The 16,571-nt window shown below is 70.6% G+C and carries 9 protein-coding genes and 2 pseudogenes; 4 read left to right on the forward strand and 7 right to left on the reverse strand.

All coding sequences use genetic code 11. The features are described 5' to 3' along the window. Positions 1–201 precede the first annotated feature (201 nt). The 3 genes and pseudogenes from ACFZCY_RS43295 to ACFZCY_RS43305 form a co-directional block, all read right to left on the reverse strand. Complete coding sequence (locus tag ACFZCY_RS43295; RefSeq protein WP_391186949.1) at positions 202–846, reverse strand: hypothetical protein; 645 nt, start codon at positions 844–846, stop codon at positions 202–204. 340 nt (positions 847–1,186) lie between these two features. Next, a pseudogene (locus ACFZCY_RS43300) lies at positions 1,187–1,520 on the reverse strand (ATP-binding protein); the annotation flags it as partial. Positions 1,521–1,883: 363 nt separating this feature from the next. Continuing rightward, positions 1,884–3,107, reverse strand: a complete 1,224-nt coding sequence (locus tag ACFZCY_RS43305) for a beta-propeller fold lactonase family protein (RefSeq protein WP_391186951.1) — start codon at positions 3,105–3,107, stop codon at positions 1,884–1,886. Positions 3,108–3,583: 476 nt separating this feature from the next. Between ACFZCY_RS43305 and ACFZCY_RS43310 the strand changes: the two genes are divergently transcribed. The 3 genes from ACFZCY_RS43310 to ACFZCY_RS43320 all read left to right on the forward strand — a co-directional run bounded on the left by ACFZCY_RS43310 (position 3,584) and on the right by ACFZCY_RS43320 (position 6,845). After that, a complete protein-coding gene (locus ACFZCY_RS43310; protein WP_391186953.1) occupies positions 3,584–4,345 on the forward strand; it encodes a methyltransferase domain-containing protein in 762 nt (253 codons plus the stop codon). Between the two features lie 129 nt (positions 4,346–4,474). Next, the gene (locus ACFZCY_RS43315; RefSeq protein WP_391186955.1) at positions 4,475–4,924 is read left to right on the forward strand and encodes a MarR family transcriptional regulator; all 450 of its coding nucleotides are present in this window, start codon (positions 4,475–4,477) and stop codon (positions 4,922–4,924) included. A 208-nt stretch (positions 4,925–5,132) separates the two neighbouring features. Continuing rightward, positions 5,133–6,845 (forward strand): chloride channel protein, encoded by a 1,713-nt coding sequence (locus ACFZCY_RS43320; RefSeq protein ID WP_391187031.1) that lies wholly within the window; start codon positions 5,133–5,135, stop codon positions 6,843–6,845. A 33-nt stretch (positions 6,846–6,878) separates the two neighbouring features. Here ACFZCY_RS43320 and ACFZCY_RS43325 read toward each other — a convergent pair whose 3' ends face one another. Further along, the gene (locus ACFZCY_RS43325) at positions 6,879–7,379 is read right to left on the reverse strand and encodes a nitroreductase family deazaflavin-dependent oxidoreductase (RefSeq protein WP_391186957.1); all 501 of its coding nucleotides are present in this window, start codon (positions 7,377–7,379) and stop codon (positions 6,879–6,881) included. 220 nt (positions 7,380–7,599) lie between these two features. Between ACFZCY_RS43325 and ACFZCY_RS43330 the strand changes: the two genes are divergently transcribed. Then, entirely contained in the window at positions 7,600–8,265 is a 666-nt protein-coding gene (locus ACFZCY_RS43330; protein WP_391186959.1) for a DUF4142 domain-containing protein, read from the forward strand. Between the two features lie 92 nt (positions 8,266–8,357). Here ACFZCY_RS43330 and ACFZCY_RS43335 read toward each other — a convergent pair. From ACFZCY_RS43335 to ACFZCY_RS43345, 3 genes and pseudogenes are all read right to left on the reverse strand, one after another. Continuing rightward, positions 8,358–9,419 (reverse strand): annotated as a pseudogene (locus ACFZCY_RS43335) (PP2C family protein-serine/threonine phosphatase). A gap of 90 nt (positions 9,420–9,509) precedes the next feature. Then, on the reverse strand, positions 9,510–14,477 hold the full coding sequence (locus ACFZCY_RS43340) for a DNA repair ATPase (RefSeq protein ID WP_391186961.1): 4,968 nt from the start codon (positions 14,475–14,477) through the stop codon (positions 9,510–9,512). 38 nt (positions 14,478–14,515) lie between these two features. Continuing rightward, the gene (locus ACFZCY_RS43345) at positions 14,516–16,546 is read right to left on the reverse strand and encodes an SPFH domain-containing protein (RefSeq protein ID WP_391186963.1); all 2,031 of its coding nucleotides are present in this window, start codon (positions 16,544–16,546) and stop codon (positions 14,516–14,518) included. Positions 16,547–16,571 lie beyond the last annotated feature (25 nt).

A 16,571-nucleotide genomic window follows, 5' to 3' on the forward strand; every position in this document is an offset into this window, starting at 1 on the left:
GAGTTGCCTACGTGTCACACCCAGCGTCCTACCAGGTCCTGCCCCCGCAAGGGACCAAAACCCGAGATTGATCACGACCTCACACAGGCCCTAGTCGAGGTTCGTGCGGAACGGGAACGCGTGCACGCAGGACGGTATACCGTGACGCGGGCGCAGCCAGCTCTCCCTCCCGCCCGACAAGTCCATTTCAGTCGCGTGCTGTCACGAGTGGCGAGACCAGCCTGGTCGCGTTCCTCGCCTAAGTCCTCTACGAGGAAGTCCGGGACAGATCGTCTTCGATCCGGCTGTGGACACGGTCTTTCCGCTCCAGGGCGCAGCCAGCGTCAGCAGGACAAAGCCCACGGCGAAGCCGAGCATGGTGAACACCCCCCTGGGCCAGAAGATGTGACTGTCCACGAACGACCAGCAGGCGGCCAGCAGGACCGCGGTGCCCGGCAGCACCCGTGCCCCATGCCGGCGCCAGAGCGCCGCGCACGTGGCGGCAGCAGCCACGGCCAACGCGTGCACGCCCACCCGGCCCAACTCGTCCCCAGTCCGGAACAGCCCCCCGGCCGCCCCGTGGACACCATGGTCCACCACCGTCCCTGCGGAGATCCCCGCCACCGCGTCGAGCCCGGAGTAGTACGTGGCGTAACAGAGACATCCTGCCCAGGCGAGCACCGTCAGAGCCCCTTCCCCGTTCCTGTGCGGACGCCCCCACAGTGGGACCAACAAGCCCACCGCCAGGAAGGGGAAGACGGGCAGCAGGGCGATGTGCAGTCCGGCCCAGTGGCCTGCTGTCGCCGCTGTCAGATGCCGGGGATGCACCAGACCGGCGGTGGCGAGCATCAGCGGAGCGGCCGTCACCGGCGCGATCGTACGAAGGGCACGGAAGGATCTCATCCGGTCACCGTAGGAGGCCGCCGGGCGGCCCGCGGCCCCGCCGGGAACGCGTAAGACACCCGTAAGGGGACGCCCGGAACGGGCCACGCTCCTCACGACGGTGGCCGCCATCTGCGGGCGATCCCCCGCACGCCGCCCACAACACCATCACCGCGACCACGGCCACCAGCGCGAAGAGTCAGTGTCCAGCGCGTCGAATTGCTCCAGCTCTCCACGCAGGTGATCGGCAGCTCCACCTCGTCCTGGGGCAGAGCGCGCAGTTCGTCCAGCCTCAGGGCGTACGGCCGTGGCCCGGCCACCACCAGGCCGCGCAAAGCCGTGGATCGGCGAAGGTCCTGCTCCAGCCCGTGAAAGCCTCGTTGGAGGCGATCGCGATGCTGCTCTTCTCCTCACGCTCAGTGAGACCTGGAAGAGCATTTCCGTGCCACGGTGGCCAGTTCGAGATAGCCCAGCTCGTCGATTTCGAGAACGTCGACGCCTCCGTAGCGGGCGATGGTCTTGCCGAGCTGCTTGTCGTCTGCCGCTTCCACCAGCTCGTTCACCAAGGATGCGGCGGTGGTGTAGCGGACTCGTTGGCCGGCCATGGTGGCTGCGGTGCCCAGCCCGACCAACAGTGACTTGCCGGTGCCCGATTCCCCGCAAGCGACCTGGTCGACCTCGTACGGTGCACTCTCTACGGATTCTGGTGCTGCGTCTGGCGAGGGAGAATCCACACCGGGGCTACAGGCCTCTGCACGGCGAGCTGCTCGTGCTGGGTGGGAGGCGGCCACGTCGCCGTCTGGAAGATCTTGAAGGATGCCGGTGTCGTGGGTGGCGCAAGCGGCGACGAAACGAATCTGGGCATGGACCTCGAGGACATCGGATGCCGGGCACGATTCATCATTGACCTGCGCGGATGAGGTATTCGGCAGGAGCACAGCTCAGCCGCGCCCGGACGTCGATCGCCGGACCGCAGGTCCTGCACGCCCGGGCGACGAACGCTCAGCGCCTCCACGTGCTGGTCACGCGGCGACGATGCCCTCCATGCCACCCTTCTCCGCGGAGAACTTCGGCAGGCCTTCAGTGGCCCTGGTGACCAGGGTCAGCTTGCCGTTGGCCGCGACCCGGAATCCGTCGATGTTGCCGGTCGTGCCGTTCTGTACGTAGAGGAACGCCCCATCGGCGGAGGCGGCCATGTCGATCGCGCCACGCGAGTCGGCCGACAGCGGCACCGCTTGCTTGGCCACCACGCTGACCTTCCCTGCCGAGTCCACGGAGTACGCGGTCACCGCTGAATTGCCGGTGCTGGCACCGTAGAAGAAGCCGCCCGCTGCCTGGATCCAGCACAGCGTGTTCTGCCCGTTCGGCACCGCGGCCGTCACAGTGGTCAGCTTTCCGTCGGTGCCGACCTTGTACGTGCTGACGGTCGACTTCTCGGCCTCGGTGACGATCATCCGACCGCCCTGGTCGAAGGTGAAGCCGAAGGGGACGTTTCCGGCCGACTTGTTGGAGACGGCCTTCTTGGCGAGGGACCCGTCGGCCGCCACGGGGAACATCTCGATGGTGTTGGTCGACTTGAGGGTCACGGCCAGGTTCTCGCCGTCGGGCGTGAACGAGACCTGGGCGGGGTTGTCGGTGAAGACCGGAACGGCGGGGCCCCTGACGCCCAGGAGACGCTTCGAGTCGGGTATGGCCTTCAGACCCTGCGCGGTGATGGTGAAGCCCTGCACCGACGCCTCACCGCCGCCGTTCAGTACGTACGCGGTGTCGCCGTACACCGCGACCGACAGCGGGAAGTCACCTCCCGATGAGACCGACTGGCGGTTGGAGAGCTTCTGTCCGGACACGCTGAAGGAGGTGACCGACCCGCTGCCCGCGTTCACACCGATCAGCAGGTGATGGCGCGGGTCGTACACCAGGGAACCCTGCGAAGCGAGCGCGTCGGTGGGCGCGCCGGTGGCAACCGCGCCCTTTCCGCCGGTCCGGTAGCTGCCGGCGGCGGTCAGCTCCCCGGTGTCGGAACGCTTGAACGCACGGATGGTGTTGCCGGACACCTCGTTGCCCTGGACGAACACCGCGTGGTCCGCGCCGGTGGCCGCGGCCTTCGCACGGGACGCGGCGGCAGGGGCCTGCTCCTCACTGGCGTTGGCCAGGCTGAACGTCGTCACGGCTGCCGCCACCGTGGTCACGGCGGCCGAGAGGCCGATCACGCGGTTCTTCGTCTTGGACCTGCCGCGCCTGCTCATTACTCGGATGCCTCCTGTGTGGACGGTGTACCTGGGAACATCCTGGGGAGCCGGGCGGGAAGGCGACGGTGGTTCGGTGAGCGCGTCATGACTTCGTAAGACCCAAGGGAGGCTTTGTAGGTCCATGTAGGGCTGCGCTTACCGGAAATCTCATCCGCCCTGGTGGGGGCCGGTGGTTTCCCGAAAGCTGGCCGCGGTCGCTCGAGTCGGCGCTCTCGCACGGCTGCCGTCAGCGCCTCATGATGATCGATCGTGCTGCTGCGACTGGCCCGGGGTGACGGTCACGTCATGCCCCTTTGTCGAGAAGCGCGGCTCTCGGTGGGGCGGCACATGACGCGGCACGGAGCACCCATCCGAGAGCGCTGCCGACCGTCGCGGTCGGCGATGACCAACAAGGGCTCGCCATCGGCCACCACCTGCGCCGCTGCTCGTCATGGACGGACCCACCACGTAGTCGCGGAGGCGAGGATGGGGGGATGACCGCCAGATCACGTGCCCAGTCGTTCGATGTGGCCGCTGCCCAGTACGCGGCGAGTCGCCCCTCTTATCCACCCGCGCTCTTCGACTGCATCGAGGAGTTCACGGGCTGTCGCCTGGCCGGTGTCCGGGTCGCTGATGTCGGAGCGGGCACCGGAATCGCCACCGCGCTCTTCGGGGAGCGGGGCGCCGATGTGATCGCTGTCGAGCCCGGCGAGGCCATGGCCGCCGCGTTCCGCCAGGCTCATCCGGACGTGCCGATCGTGAGAGGGGACGCCAACGCTCTACCGCTGGCCGAGGCTTCCCGCGACCTCATCGCCTACGCCCAGTCCTGGCAGTGGACCGATACCACCCGCTCCGTCCCGGAAGCATTGCGGGTCCTGCGTCCGGGCGGCGCGCTCGCGATCTGGTGGAACACCACGGCTTTCGACGTTCCGTGGATCCGTGAGCAGCACGAGCGCATCGCCCACCACTGCGGGGTGAAGCCGAGATCCGCGGTGCGTCCGAGCGACAGCGACGCCATTCGGCTGGCGGGCCTGACGGGGCTGCGGGTCGCGCGCCGCCAAGTCCGCTGGAGCCGCACGGTCTCCCTGGACACGCATCTCGCCAACATCGGCAGCCGTTCGGCGTTCCTCGTCCTTGATCGGGCCGATCGTGGTGCCTTTTTCGCCGATGAGCGCGAGCGGCTGAGCCGGGCATTCCCCGGCGAGGCGGTGGAAGAGACCTACGTGGTTGATCTCCTGGTGGCGGCCCGCCCCTGAACCTTGCATGGCGGGACGGGACGGCATGAAGGGCGCCCGATGAGCGGCGGGCACGCGGCGTCGGGACCGGGACGATAGAAAGGGCGTATGTCCCACCCTTCTCCAGCCTCCGAGTCCGATGCCGAGGCGATGGTCACCGCCCTGCTGACCGCGTCCCGGCTGCTTGTCGCCGTCTCCGCCCGGTCATTGGCCGCGGTGGAGGATTCCCTGACGCTGCCGCAGTTCCGGATGCTGGTCGTCCTCGATGGCCGGGGGCCGTTGAGCCTGTCCGGCCTGGCGGGGGAGATGGGGGTGCAGCCGTCGACGGCAATGCGGATGATCGACCGGCTGGCGGCTGCGGGAATGGTCGCGCGCGGCGTGTCCGCCGAGGACCGGCGCACCAGTGTGATTTCCCTCACCAAGGAGGGGCGACGGATCGTGAACGAAGCCACGGGCCGACGGCGGCGGGAGATCGCACGCATCGTCGATGAGATGCCGCCGGGCAAGCGGCGCCATCTCATCGAAGCGCTGCGGGCGTTCACGGAAGCGGGCGGCGAGCCCTCGGTGGAGGGCGGCCCGCAGGCGCACGCGAGCTGGTGATCCCCCGGGCGGCTCCAGCGCGCGTACGGCACGCTTCGCAGCCGCCCTTCGCTCCTGACCCGGCCGGTGCCGCCTGTGCGCTGCACTCATTCTTTTGCATAATGCAAAGATGGGTAGTGCAACGATCGGTCTCCGGCGAACTCCGTCCCCTCCCGCGCGAGCGGGTGCCCGGCTGCTGAGCAGCACGGGCCAGAGACAGGGAGGGGTGATCGCGCTCGCGCTGGTAGTGGGGTGCGGCGCCGGGCTGGGAGCGATCGCCTTCCGGTGGCTGATCCAGACCTTCACCCGGCTGCTGTCGGGCCACGCCGACTACTCCGCCGCAGGTCATGCCGCCCATCCGGGTCTGCCGTGGCTCGGCCCGTGGTTCGTGGTGCTGGCGCCGGTGGTCGGCGGGCTGCTGTACGGGCCGCTGGTGCAGCGCTTCGCCAAGGAGGCGCGCGGGCACGGTGTCCCGGAGGTGATGTACGCCGTCGCCCATCGCGGTGGCCGGATCGCCCCGCAGGTCGCGGTGGTCAAGGCGCTGGCGTCGGCGCTGTGCATGGGGTCGGGCGGCTCGGTGGGCCGGGAGGGGCCGATCGTGCAGATCGGTTCGGCGCTGGGATCGACCGTCGGGGGCCTGCTGCGGATGCCGGAGGACCGTCGGCGGCTGCTGGTCGCCTGCGGTGCGGCGGGCGGGATCGCCGCCACCTTCAACGCCCCGCTGGCCGGGGTGTTCTTCGCCATGGAGTTGATCCTGCGGGACTTCGCCGTGGAGTCCTTCGGCGCCGTGGTCCTCTCCAGCGTCACCGCGAGCGTCATCGGCCGGGCGGTGCTGGGGGACGAGGCGTTCCTGACGCTGCCCGCCTTCCACGTCGCCCACCCCGCGCAATACCTGCTGTTCGCCCTGCTCGGGGTGGTCGCGGGCGCGGTCGGTGTGGTGTTCACCCGGGTGCTGTACGTGATCGAGGACGCCTGCGACTGGGCCTGGCGCGGCCCGGAGTGGCTACGGCCTGCGGTCGGCGGAGTGCTGCTGGGCGGGCTACTGCTGGTGCTGCCCCAGATGTACGGGGTCGGTTACCCCGTGCTGGAGAACGCCATCGAGGGCAGGTACGCCGTCGGGCTGCTGCTCCTCCTGCTGGTCGGCAAGGTTGTCGCGACCAGTCTGACCATCGGCATCGGCGGCTCGGGCGGGGTGTTCGCGCCGAGCCTCTTCCTCGGCGCGATGGCCGGGACCGCGTTCGGTGCCACGGCCCACCAGCTGCTGCCCGGCTCCGCGGGCGCGGTGGGCGCCTACGGGCTGGTCGGCATGGGCGCGGCCTTCGCGGGCTCGGCCCGCGCCCCGATCACCGCGGTGATCGTGCTGTTCGAGCTGACCGGCGAGTACTCCATCATCCTGCCGATGATGCTCGCCATCGTCCTGGCCACGCTCACCAGCCGACTGCTGTCACGCGACACCATCTACACCCTCAAGCTGCGCCGCCGCGGCATCGACCTGGACAGCGCGCGGCTGGGATCCTCACTGGCCGGTGCGAGCGTCCGCGACGTGATGGAGGAACTTCCCACCGCGTTGTCCGGCGACCTGCCTCTGGAGGACGCCACCGACGTGATCGCCCGCTCCGGGCACGGGATCCTGCCCGTCACCGGCTGGAACGGGCGGTACGCGGGTGTGGTCACCGCACGCGCCGTCGCCGAAGCACTCACCGAGCCCGACCCCGCCCTCGACCCGCACGCCACCCCCCGCGTCGTCGCCGACCTCGCCGAACGGCCCCCGGAGGTGACCGCCGGCATGCCGCTGAGCGAGGCGTTGCACACCCTGGTCACTGCCGACGGGGCCGGACTGCCCGTCCTGGACGGGGACACCGGCGAACCGGTCGGCTGGCTCACCCACCAGACCGTACTGAGCGCCCTCCACGCACCCGCGCACCCCGCCGGGAAGCCCTGACCGCACATCAGCGGCCTTCCCGAACCGGCGTACTCACCGTCGCGGGGTTCGTTCGTCGGGGAGGACGCGGACGAAGGGGATGTGGGTGCGCCCGATGCGGTCGTAGTCCTCCGCGCTGCCGTCGGTCTCCAGGCCGCACATCCGCATCAGCCCACGGGCCAGGCGCGGATGCCGCAGGGCGTAAGCGGCCATCAGACGCCCCGACTCCTCCGGGCCCAGCGGCTCGGCGACCGCGGACATCCGCCGCCTTCCGACCTGGATCGTGACGTACGGCGTGCGCTGGATGTTGCGGTACCACTGCGCGCCCGGGCCGAAGCCGGACGCGAGGTGGTACGCCCCGGTTTCCGGATCGCGGCCGGTCACCTCCAGGACGACCTGCCGCGGCAGGCCACTCGTGCGTCCCGTGTGGGTGAGCAGCAGCATCCGGCCGCCCAGCAGCCACCCCAGGTGCCAGCGGTAGAGCAGGACCGGCGCCCGGAACACCACCCTGCGCAGCCCTGAGGGCGGGGGCACCCGCGTGCGTCGGATCGCCATCGATCGCTCTCCTCCCGTGCGCGGCCGGGCCTACGCCCGCCCCGCCCCGCGCCGCCGCCAGGGAAGCGGGGAGCGTAGTGGATCGGAGAGGCCCAGGCCATCGGTTTCGCGCACCTTGGCAAAGTGCAATTTTTGCACTGTCTAAAGACTAGCGTTCTGCGTGCCCACAACGCATGTGTTCGCCTCCCTCAGGCGGACGCGCTCCGATCCAGGAGGCACCATGACCGCTCATGCCCGGTCGACACACGGCCGCTCACGCAACCTCACCCTCGCGGGCGTCCTGCTCGTCGCCCTGGCCGTCGTGGCCGGAGCGATCGTGTGGGGCACCCGAAGCGAAGCGAACGCCACCGAGAACGCCTCGGCGAACTTCCCCAGCGCCCAGCCGGCAGCCCCCGGTGACGTGGTCACCACGGCCGGCCCCGTGAGCAAGCTGGACATGGAGTTCCTGATGAAGGTGCGGCAGGCCAACCTGTGGGAGGCCCCGGCCGGACGGCTCGCCCAGACCCACGCCACCAGCGAGGCCGTCAAACGGGCCGGCCTGCACGTCATGGACGGACACTCCAAGCTGGACGAGTTCGTCCGCAACACCGCCGAGGCACTGAACGTGTCCCTGCCGGACGAGGCCAGCCAAGAGCAGCAGGGCTTCGTCCGAACGCTGGAGAACGCCCAGGGCGCGGACTTCGACAAGAAGTTCGCCAACATCCTCCGCGGCACCCACGGCAAGATCTTCGTCACCATCGGCCAGGTCCGCGCCAGCACCAAGAACTCCCTGATGCGCCGCTTCGCTTCCGAGGTCAACCTCACCGTTCTGGACCACCAGAACGTCCTCGACGACTCCGGTCTGATCGACGACGCGACGTACGACGACATCGCCTCCAGCTTCTGACGCCTGAGCAGACCACCCGGCGGCTGACCGCGGACGCGCGCCGGGCGGGCGGAGGGAGGGGTCCCCTCCGCCCGCCCCGCCCACGTCCGCGGTCAGCCGTCGCGGTAACGAAGCAGCAGCATCGCGGCGTCGTCCTGCAACGGCCCCTCCACGTGCTCCATCAGGTCCTGCCGCACGGCGGCCAGCGCCGACTCCGGGTCGCGGTCCCGTAGCCGGTCGGCCCGTTCGCCCAATGGGTAGAAGCCCCCCGAGGGGTCACGCGCCTCGGTGACCCCATCGGTGTAGAAGAGCACCTGATCTCCCGGCGCGAAGGGCACCTCGTACGGTTTGGGCCCCGGTGTTCCGTGTATGCCCAGTCCGAGCGGCAGAGCCCGCCCCGGGGGTTCCAGGTACCGGACCTCCCCACCGGCCCGCACCAACAGCGGCGCGGGATGGCCGAAATTGAGCAATGTGGTGCCGCCGCCCTCCCCTACCTGAGCCAGCACGGCGGTGACGAACTTCTCCTGGGGCAGATGCCGCTCAAGAGCCCGTTCCAGACGTTCACCGACAGCCGTGAGGTCCGGCTCGTCATACGCCGCCTCCCGGAAGGCACCGACGACCACCGCCGCCGTCTCCACCGCCTCCAGGCCCTTGCCCTGCACATCTCCCACGAGCACCCGCACACCCTGCGGCGAGGTCACCACCTCGTACAGGTCCCCGCCGATGCGGGCCTCGGCCACGGCCGAGGTGTAGGACACCGTCACCCGCAGCCGTCCCGCGCCACGCGGCACCGGTCACAGGAGCACCCGCTGCGCCACTTCCGCGATCGAGCGGACGCTTGCCAACTCCGCCTCCCGCCGCTGTCGCATGACGGCCGCCGCCAGACCAGCGCCCGTGACGCCGGTCACCGAGAGCAGGACGGTGTAGCCACGGCGCGTGTCGAACAGGCCGTCGTACATGCCCAGTCCGAAGCAGAGGAGAAGAGCGACCGCCCCGATGACCGCCGTCCGGCGCCACCCGCCGGTCAGCCCCGCGAAAGCGGGCCCCAGCGACACCAGCGGCAGGAAACCCACCCCTGGGCCCGCAGTGAGGTCCACCGCGGCCACGACCCCCATCACGCCGAACGGCAGGGCGGACAGCAGCAGGGAGTCTCCTCGGTCGTTCTCCTGAGCCATAGGCAACTCCAGGTGCGTTTGCGGGACACGTACGAGGCTTCGCGACGCTGCACAGACAGACGGCCTCTATGACCCTATGCAAAATCCGCACTATGAGCTGTCAGATGCCTCTGACAACATCATCGGGTTCGTGTCCGCGGTCGTGGCCACCGTGCGCCGCCCCAGGTACCCCTGCTTGACCTCGTTCCAGCGCGCCGCCTGCCCGGCGGTGAGCCTGCCGCGCAGCTGGGCCAGTTTGAGGAGGTTGGCCTCGGCATCTCCGGTGAGGGTCTGGGCCTCGGCCCGGTAGTGGTCGTCGATGAGCGCTTCCAGTTCGGCGTCGTTCATGGCCGGGACGATGCGCGCGGCGAGCTTGTTGGTATCGCGGTAGGAGCCTTGCAGACGGAACGGGGGCTCGGTGCGGGAGGCGTCGGCTTGAGCGGCGGATGCGATGTAGGCACGGTTGACCGCGAGCACCGTCTTCTGGATGTGCAGCAGCTTGCGCAGGACGGACAGGATCTCGTCCAGCTCGGCCGGGGTGCACGGGCGGGTGAGGCGGTCCGGCCGTGCCCCTTCGTCACCGTCGTCCGCCCGCGCGAGGCGGACCAGCAGGTCGATGTCCCCACGGTCCCAAGAAGCGAGGGGGGCCAGCACGGGGTGTGAGGTGAGAGCGTTCTCGATGTGGCTGACCGCGAAGAGCTCCTCCTTGCCGCTCAGGACATCGCCGAGGTTCCATATGTCGGCCCGGTTGGCGAGCATGTCGGGGACGCGGAAGCGCTGCCCGGACTCGGTGTAGGGGTTGCCGGCCATGCACACCGCGAAGCGCTTGCCGCGCAGGTCGTACGTGCGCGCTTGGCCCTCCCGCACTCCCTCCACGCGGCGCTGGGCGTCGCCGAGGGGGATGAACTTCTGGAGCAGCTCGGGAGAGGTGTGCTGGATGTCGTCGAGGTGGAGGAGGACGTTGTTGCCCATCTCCAGCGCGAAGTTGATCTTTTCGACCTCGCGGCGGGCGGCGGCGTCGGGCGCCGCGGCCGGGTCGAGGGAGTCGGTGCGGCGGCCGAGCGCGGGGCCGTCGACCTTGACAAAGAGGAGACCGAGGCGCGAGGCGACGTACTCCACGAGGGTCGTCTTGCCGTAGCCGGGTGGGGACAGCAGCAGGAGCAGCCCCTGGCTGTCGGTGCGGCGGCCGTCTCCGTCGGCGCCGATTTGCCGGGCGAGATTGTCCCCGGCGAGAGGCAGATAGACCTCGTCGACCAGCCGGTTGCGGACGAAGGACGACAGCACCTTGGGCTGGTAGGCATCCAGGCGCAGCCGCTCGCGCTCGGCGGCGAGCAGTTCCGTGCGCTTGCGGGTGTACGAGCGGTACGCGGGCACGCGGATGCGCCGGAACTCCGTGGTACGCGTGAGGAATTCATCGAGCCTGAGGGGCATGGTGCCGCCTGCGACGCGCGAGTGCGTACCGAGCAGACCGTCGACGGACGCGGCCAGTGGTGCGGCGATGTCGCGGCGCTCGATCGCGGTACCGCAGACCTCGATGGCGGCCGCCTCCGCCAGATCACGGCGTTCGAGTCCGCTTGCTTCGGCATGGCCGCCGAGCCAGGACGCCGCCAGTTGGTAGCGGGCGGCCAAGTCGCCGGAGAGCGCGCGGAGGTCTTCGGTGAACTCCTTGGCTCCGGGTGAGCCGTCGCCGCCGAGAGCCGTGCGGAAGGTGGCGATCAGGGTGCGGGCTTCAGCGCTCGTCGCGAAACGCGGCGGCCCGTCGGCCAGCTCCTCGACGAGGTACGCGCCGATGGCCTCGTGCTCCCGGGACGCCGCCGCGAGACCGGGTATCGCCTGAGGCAGGAAGCCGGCCGCGGCCGCGCCCAGTTCGGTACGGAGGTCCGCCGCTCCCGGCGCGTGTCCGAAGACGCCGCGGGCCCGCGCGAAGGACTGGGCGCGGGTGGCCCACAGGGCGCGTGCGCGCTCCTCCGTCCCGTACGCCCAGAAGAGCTGGGCCGCCGCCCGCACCTCCGGAGCGAAGCGCAGCGGCCCGGCCTCGGCCCGCAGCCGGAGCAGGACGGTGAGGATGCGGGCGGCGTCGTGGTCGTGGACTCCTCGGTCGTAGCCCTCGTCGTAGCGGGACGCGGCGGCGCGGCCGACCTCGGCGAGGAGTGTGGCCTCATCCGCGCGGGACAGCGCTTCCCATGCCCCGGTGCCTCCCTCCTCGGCCGCCTCCAGCAGGGCGGCCGCCAGGTGTTCGGAGCGGTAGACCTCGGGGGACTCGGAGATCAGCGGCTGGTCCCAGAACTCCTGGTGCCCGGTCAGGGCCGGGTCATTGACGGCCGCGAGGTAGTCGGTGCCGGTGATGGCGAAGGCGAGGGCGCCGTCGTGCGGGACGAGGGTGAGGTCGGTCCGCTGGTTCGGAGGCGGGACGGTGAAGCGGTGGCGGCCGAGCCGGATGGTGCCGGTGCCGTCATACAGGTCCGCCCGGTTGCGCAGAGCGCGGGCCGCCTCCTGGCGTGCGGAGATGAGCCCGCCGTCGAGCTCCCCGGCACGTGCCGGATCTCCGGTGGCCCGCAGCTGGTCCGCCGTTGCCCGGACCTTGGAGACGAGCGGGTCGGACGCGAAGAACGTGGCCACCTCGTCGGCATTGCCCAGCGACCGGGCCCGGCGGGTCAGGGTGGTGATCAGACGCCGGGCCGAGTCGGCCAGCCGCCGCGCACGGCGCGCGCGCTCGTCGAGCTGTGTCTGCCGACGGGCCGAGAACGCCTCGTGGATCTCCTCCCGCTGGGTGGCGATCCGCTCTTCGTGGGCGTCGACGTCACCGAAGCGGGCTTCGAGGTCCTCGATGCGGGACAGCAGTCGGCCCAGCTGTTCGTCGCACTCCTCGGGTGTCGTGGCCGCGGCCAGCGCGCCCGCCACGGCCTGGCCGAGCAGCGCGAGCTCCGCCGCGAACTCGGCGCGACCCTCGGTTCCTCGGAGTTCGCGGCGCCGGGCGTCGAGGGTGGCGCGGGCCTGGTTGACCGCGCCGAGGACTTCCCCGGCGCGGGACAGGACGGAGGTGCGTACCGTGGCGTCGGCGAGGTCCAGTGTGGCGATGACGTCGGTGACCACGCGCAGTCCGTCCGCGTGCTCGTCGATACGCTCGGCGACGGGCGTGGCGTCCGCGACGGTGGCGACGGCCGCGGCTTCGCCGGTGAGCGCGGCGACCGCCTGGTGCGTGGCCGCGAAGGCGTCTTCGCCGCTGAGGAACGTGGCGGCGCGCCGCCCGGCGGCGGCGAGGTCGTCGTTCAGCCCCGCCGCGAGCGCGTCCAACTGGTCGAGGTCGAGGTACCGGGTGTCGCGCAGGGTCTCCAGGCGGCCCTGCTCCTGCCGCAGTTCCGTGAGCGCCCGCACCCAGCCGTCGGCGGTACCGGGCTGTTCGCCGCGTACGCGCCGTACCAGCGTCCTGATGCGTGCGGTGGCTTCGCCGAGTGTTTCGGCGGCCTTGTGCCTCAGCTCCGCGATCCGCCGGAATTCCTCGGTGACCCGGGCGGCGGTGGCCCGGATCGATTCCACCGGTTCGCCGAGTGCGCCGAGCTCGGGGTCGGCGAGCCAGTGGCAGGAGTCGGCGACTCGTTTCGCGGTGGCCCCGATCGCCTCGAACACGGCCTGGCCGGGCGCCATGTCATGCGCCATCCGCGCCAGTGACAGACAGCCGGAGATGCCGCGCACCAGCTCGGGATTGCCGATGCGGGCGAGCGGGCCGGTGCTCGGGGGCCGTTGCGCGGCGTACGTCTCGGAGAGATACGGCGTGGTCCACAGCTGGACCTGATGCGCTCGGGCCGGTTCACCGGGGGCGGTCGTAAGGGTGGCGAGTGCGCCGTCGTCGAAGAGCGCCCAGCCATGCGCCACGATCGGCGCGGCGGCCTCCTGCCGGATGACGTTGTAGGGCAGCAGCAGGACCCGGCCGTCCGCTTCGGCGTGGAACACGAAGAGCGTGTCCTCGCCGCCCGGAGACCGGACGGCCCGCTCGTAGCCGAGTCCGGTGGTGTCGCTCTCGAAGGTCCTGACGGCACCGGTGGCGAGGTAGTAGCCGCCGGGGAAGACGATGCCCTGGCCGTCGGGGAGGAGGCGGCACGCCTGTCCGATGCCGTCGAGGCGCAGTACCTCCCGCGTGCGGGTGTTGAAGACGAGATGGCGCCACGCGGGCTCGTTGTACGGGCGGATACGCAGCAGCAGAAGGGGGCCGGCGCGGGCGTACTCGACCTCGGCGTCGGCGAGGGACTGCAACGGTTCCTCGACGGGCTCGGCGTAGACGCCCTCCCCCGTCTCGGTGTCGTCCTCGGTCTTGACGGTCAGGGTGCCGCCAACTGTGGCGACGTACAGGCCGTCCGCGACGCGGATGTGGGGGTGGCGGCCGAGGACGTGGTCGTTTCGGGTCGTGGCGGTCCAGGTGACGTCGTGGGGCGGCGGGAGGACGTGGTCGCGCTCGCCCTTGGCGTCGAGGTAGGCGGGCGTGCCGTCGGCCGCGATCCGCCAGCGCAGCACCCGGATGTCGGTGGGCCGCTCGCCGGTCCGGAAGACGGCCAGCAGGTACGGGCCGGTGCGGCGCAGCCGCAACAGCCAGGTGGAACGGTAGTAGCGGTACAGCTCGGCGAAGTCCCGCTGGAAACCGTCGTCGTCGAGCAGGCCCGCGAGGGCGTCGGGAGCGGCCGGCCGGAAGCCGTCGTCCGCGCGGTGGAAGAGCGTGAAGACGTTCCCGACTTCGGCGACCTCCGTCGACGGCGTGTTGTGGCCGCACAGCAGCAGCCCGCCGACCTGTACCAGATCGCAGACGACAGTCGGCTGGGCGGTGCGCAGAACCCCGGTGCCGGTGAGGTCGAGCGCGCCGTCGCCGAACATCTCCACCCGGCGCTCGTCGAGTGCCCGTGCCCGGCTGCCCAGTTCGCGGGCCGCGCCCAGCAGCCGGTCCCGCAGCACCTCGTACGTCCCGTCCTGAAGCCCGGCCCCGGGGCCGCCCGCCGGAGAGGCCGCGTCCTGGCTCGTACGCCCTGGCGCTCGCGGCGCGGCCGTCGCCCGCCCATCGGTGTTCACGTCGTTCCCTCTCCTCACTGGCATCGGCACCCGGCCATGCGGCACAGCCCCGAACCCGGTGGCTACCGGGCTGTCCCGTTGGCCTGAGCGGGCGCGGCGAGTTCGAGCAGCTTCGTGTCGCCGAGGCCGCTCGCCCGGACGGACTCCAGCAGGCCCTCCAACGCGCCTGCCTTCGGACCGGCGTCGGTGATCAGCCGGGTGAGCGCACCGGCCAGGGTCAGGTCGCGGAGGCCGCCGCTGCCCAGGCCCGTGAGCATCGCGCCGATGTCCTCGGTGAAGGTCGAGGCGTCCTTGTCGAGCCACGGGGCCGCCATGGCCTGGACGGACTCCGAGCGGTCGACGAAGGCGTCCACGCCCTTGCCGAGAGAGATCGCGTTCACCAGCCGGTCGAAGAAGACGCTCTCCCCGCCGACGATGTCGATCTTCGCGTTCTCCAGGCCGGTGGCCAGCACGGTGGCCTGGGCCTCGGCGACCTGCCGGTGTACGTCGAGCCCGGCGAGCCGTACGTCCTTCTCCGCCTCCAGCCGGAGGCGGAACTCCTCGTGGCCGCGGCCGGCCGCGTCCAGCGCCGCCATCGCCGCCGCTTTCTCCGTAAGACCCTCGGCCTCCGCCTTCAGCTTCTCCCGCAGCCCCTCGGCCCCCGCAAGGGCCTTCTCCCTGGCGACGTCGGCCTCCGCGTGTCCGACCTTGGCGATGGCCTCCGCCGTGCGCTCCTGGACTTCGGCCTGGGCGAGTCCGGCGGCCGCCGCGTCCGCGCGCTTGCCCTCGGCGAGCCGGATCGCGGACTGCGCGTCCAGATCGGCGGCCTTGCGCCGTGCCTCGGCCATCGTCAGTTCCTCGGCGGCCCGGTGCTCCGCCGCCTGCTCGGCGGCCTCGGCCGCCTTGATGTCCTTGACCAGGCGCTCCTGGGCCTCCGCCTCGGCGTGGATGATCAGTGCCTGGCGCTCGCGCTCGGCCTCCTCCACCGTACGGAGCTTCTTGATCTCCTCTTCCTGCGCCGCGACGGTCTTCTCCACCGCGATCCGCTCCCGCACCACGTCGGCGATCTCCCGCTTCTCCGCCTCGACCTCCTTGTCGGCGGCGATGCGCCTCAGCTGGGTCTCCCGCTCCCGCGCGATGACCTCCAGGAGCCGGTCCTTCTCGATGCGCTCGCTCTCGATGGCGATGACGCGCTCGCGGTTCTTGACCGCGACGGCGATCTCCCGTTCGCGGTTCTCGTTCTGGATGCCGAGCGCCTCTTCGGTCTTCAGGTGCGCGCTGTGCGACCGCAGCCGCTCCTCGGCCTGCACCCGCGCCGTCTCCGCCTCCTCCCTGGCCCGTACGGTCTCGATCTCGCGCGTCTGCTTGATCTCGGCGTCGGCCTGCCGCCGCTCCAGCTCCAGGACCGCCTCGCGGGCCTCGACGTTCTGCCGGGTGATCTCCTTCTCCTCCGTGCGCTGGTACTCATTGGTGCGCACATGCTCGATGGCGGTCAGCTCGGTGATCTTGCGGATGCCCTGGGCGTCCAGGATGTTGGCGGCGTCCAGCTGGCCCATCGGCGTCTGTTCGAGATAGTCGATGGCCGCGTCCTCCAGGCTGTAGCCGTTGAGGTCGGTGCCGATGACCGCGATGATCCGGTCCCGGAACTCGTCGCGCTTGGTGTAGAGGTCGGCGAAGTCCAACTGCTTGCCGACCGTCTTGAGCGCCTCGGAGAACTTCGCGTTGAACAGTTCCTGCAAGGTGCGCGGGTCACTGGCGCGCGCCGTGCCGATCGCCTGGGCGACCTTCACCACGTCCTCCCTCGTCTTGTTGACCCGCACGAAGAAGGCGATGCGGATGTCGGCGCGGATGTTGTCCTGGCAGATCAGACCCTCACGGCCGGTGCGGCCGATCTCGATGGTCTTCACCGAGATGTCCATCACCTCCGCCTTGTGCAGCACGGGCAGCACCACGGCACCCGTGAAGGTCACATCGACCTTGCGGTACTTGGAGACGATCAGCGCCTGCCCTTGCGGCACCTTGCGGTACAGCCGCGTGACGGCCAGGAACACGACGAGTACGACGAGCAGGACGACGGCGATGACCACGCCCAGCCCTACAGTGATGGCATCCATCGATGAGATCCCTTGGTTGTCCGGG

It is taken from the genome of Streptomyces sp. NPDC007983 (assembly GCF_042958345.1).
In the GTDB taxonomy this organism is placed as follows: domain Bacteria; phylum Actinomycetota; class Actinomycetes; order Streptomycetales; family Streptomycetaceae; genus Streptomyces.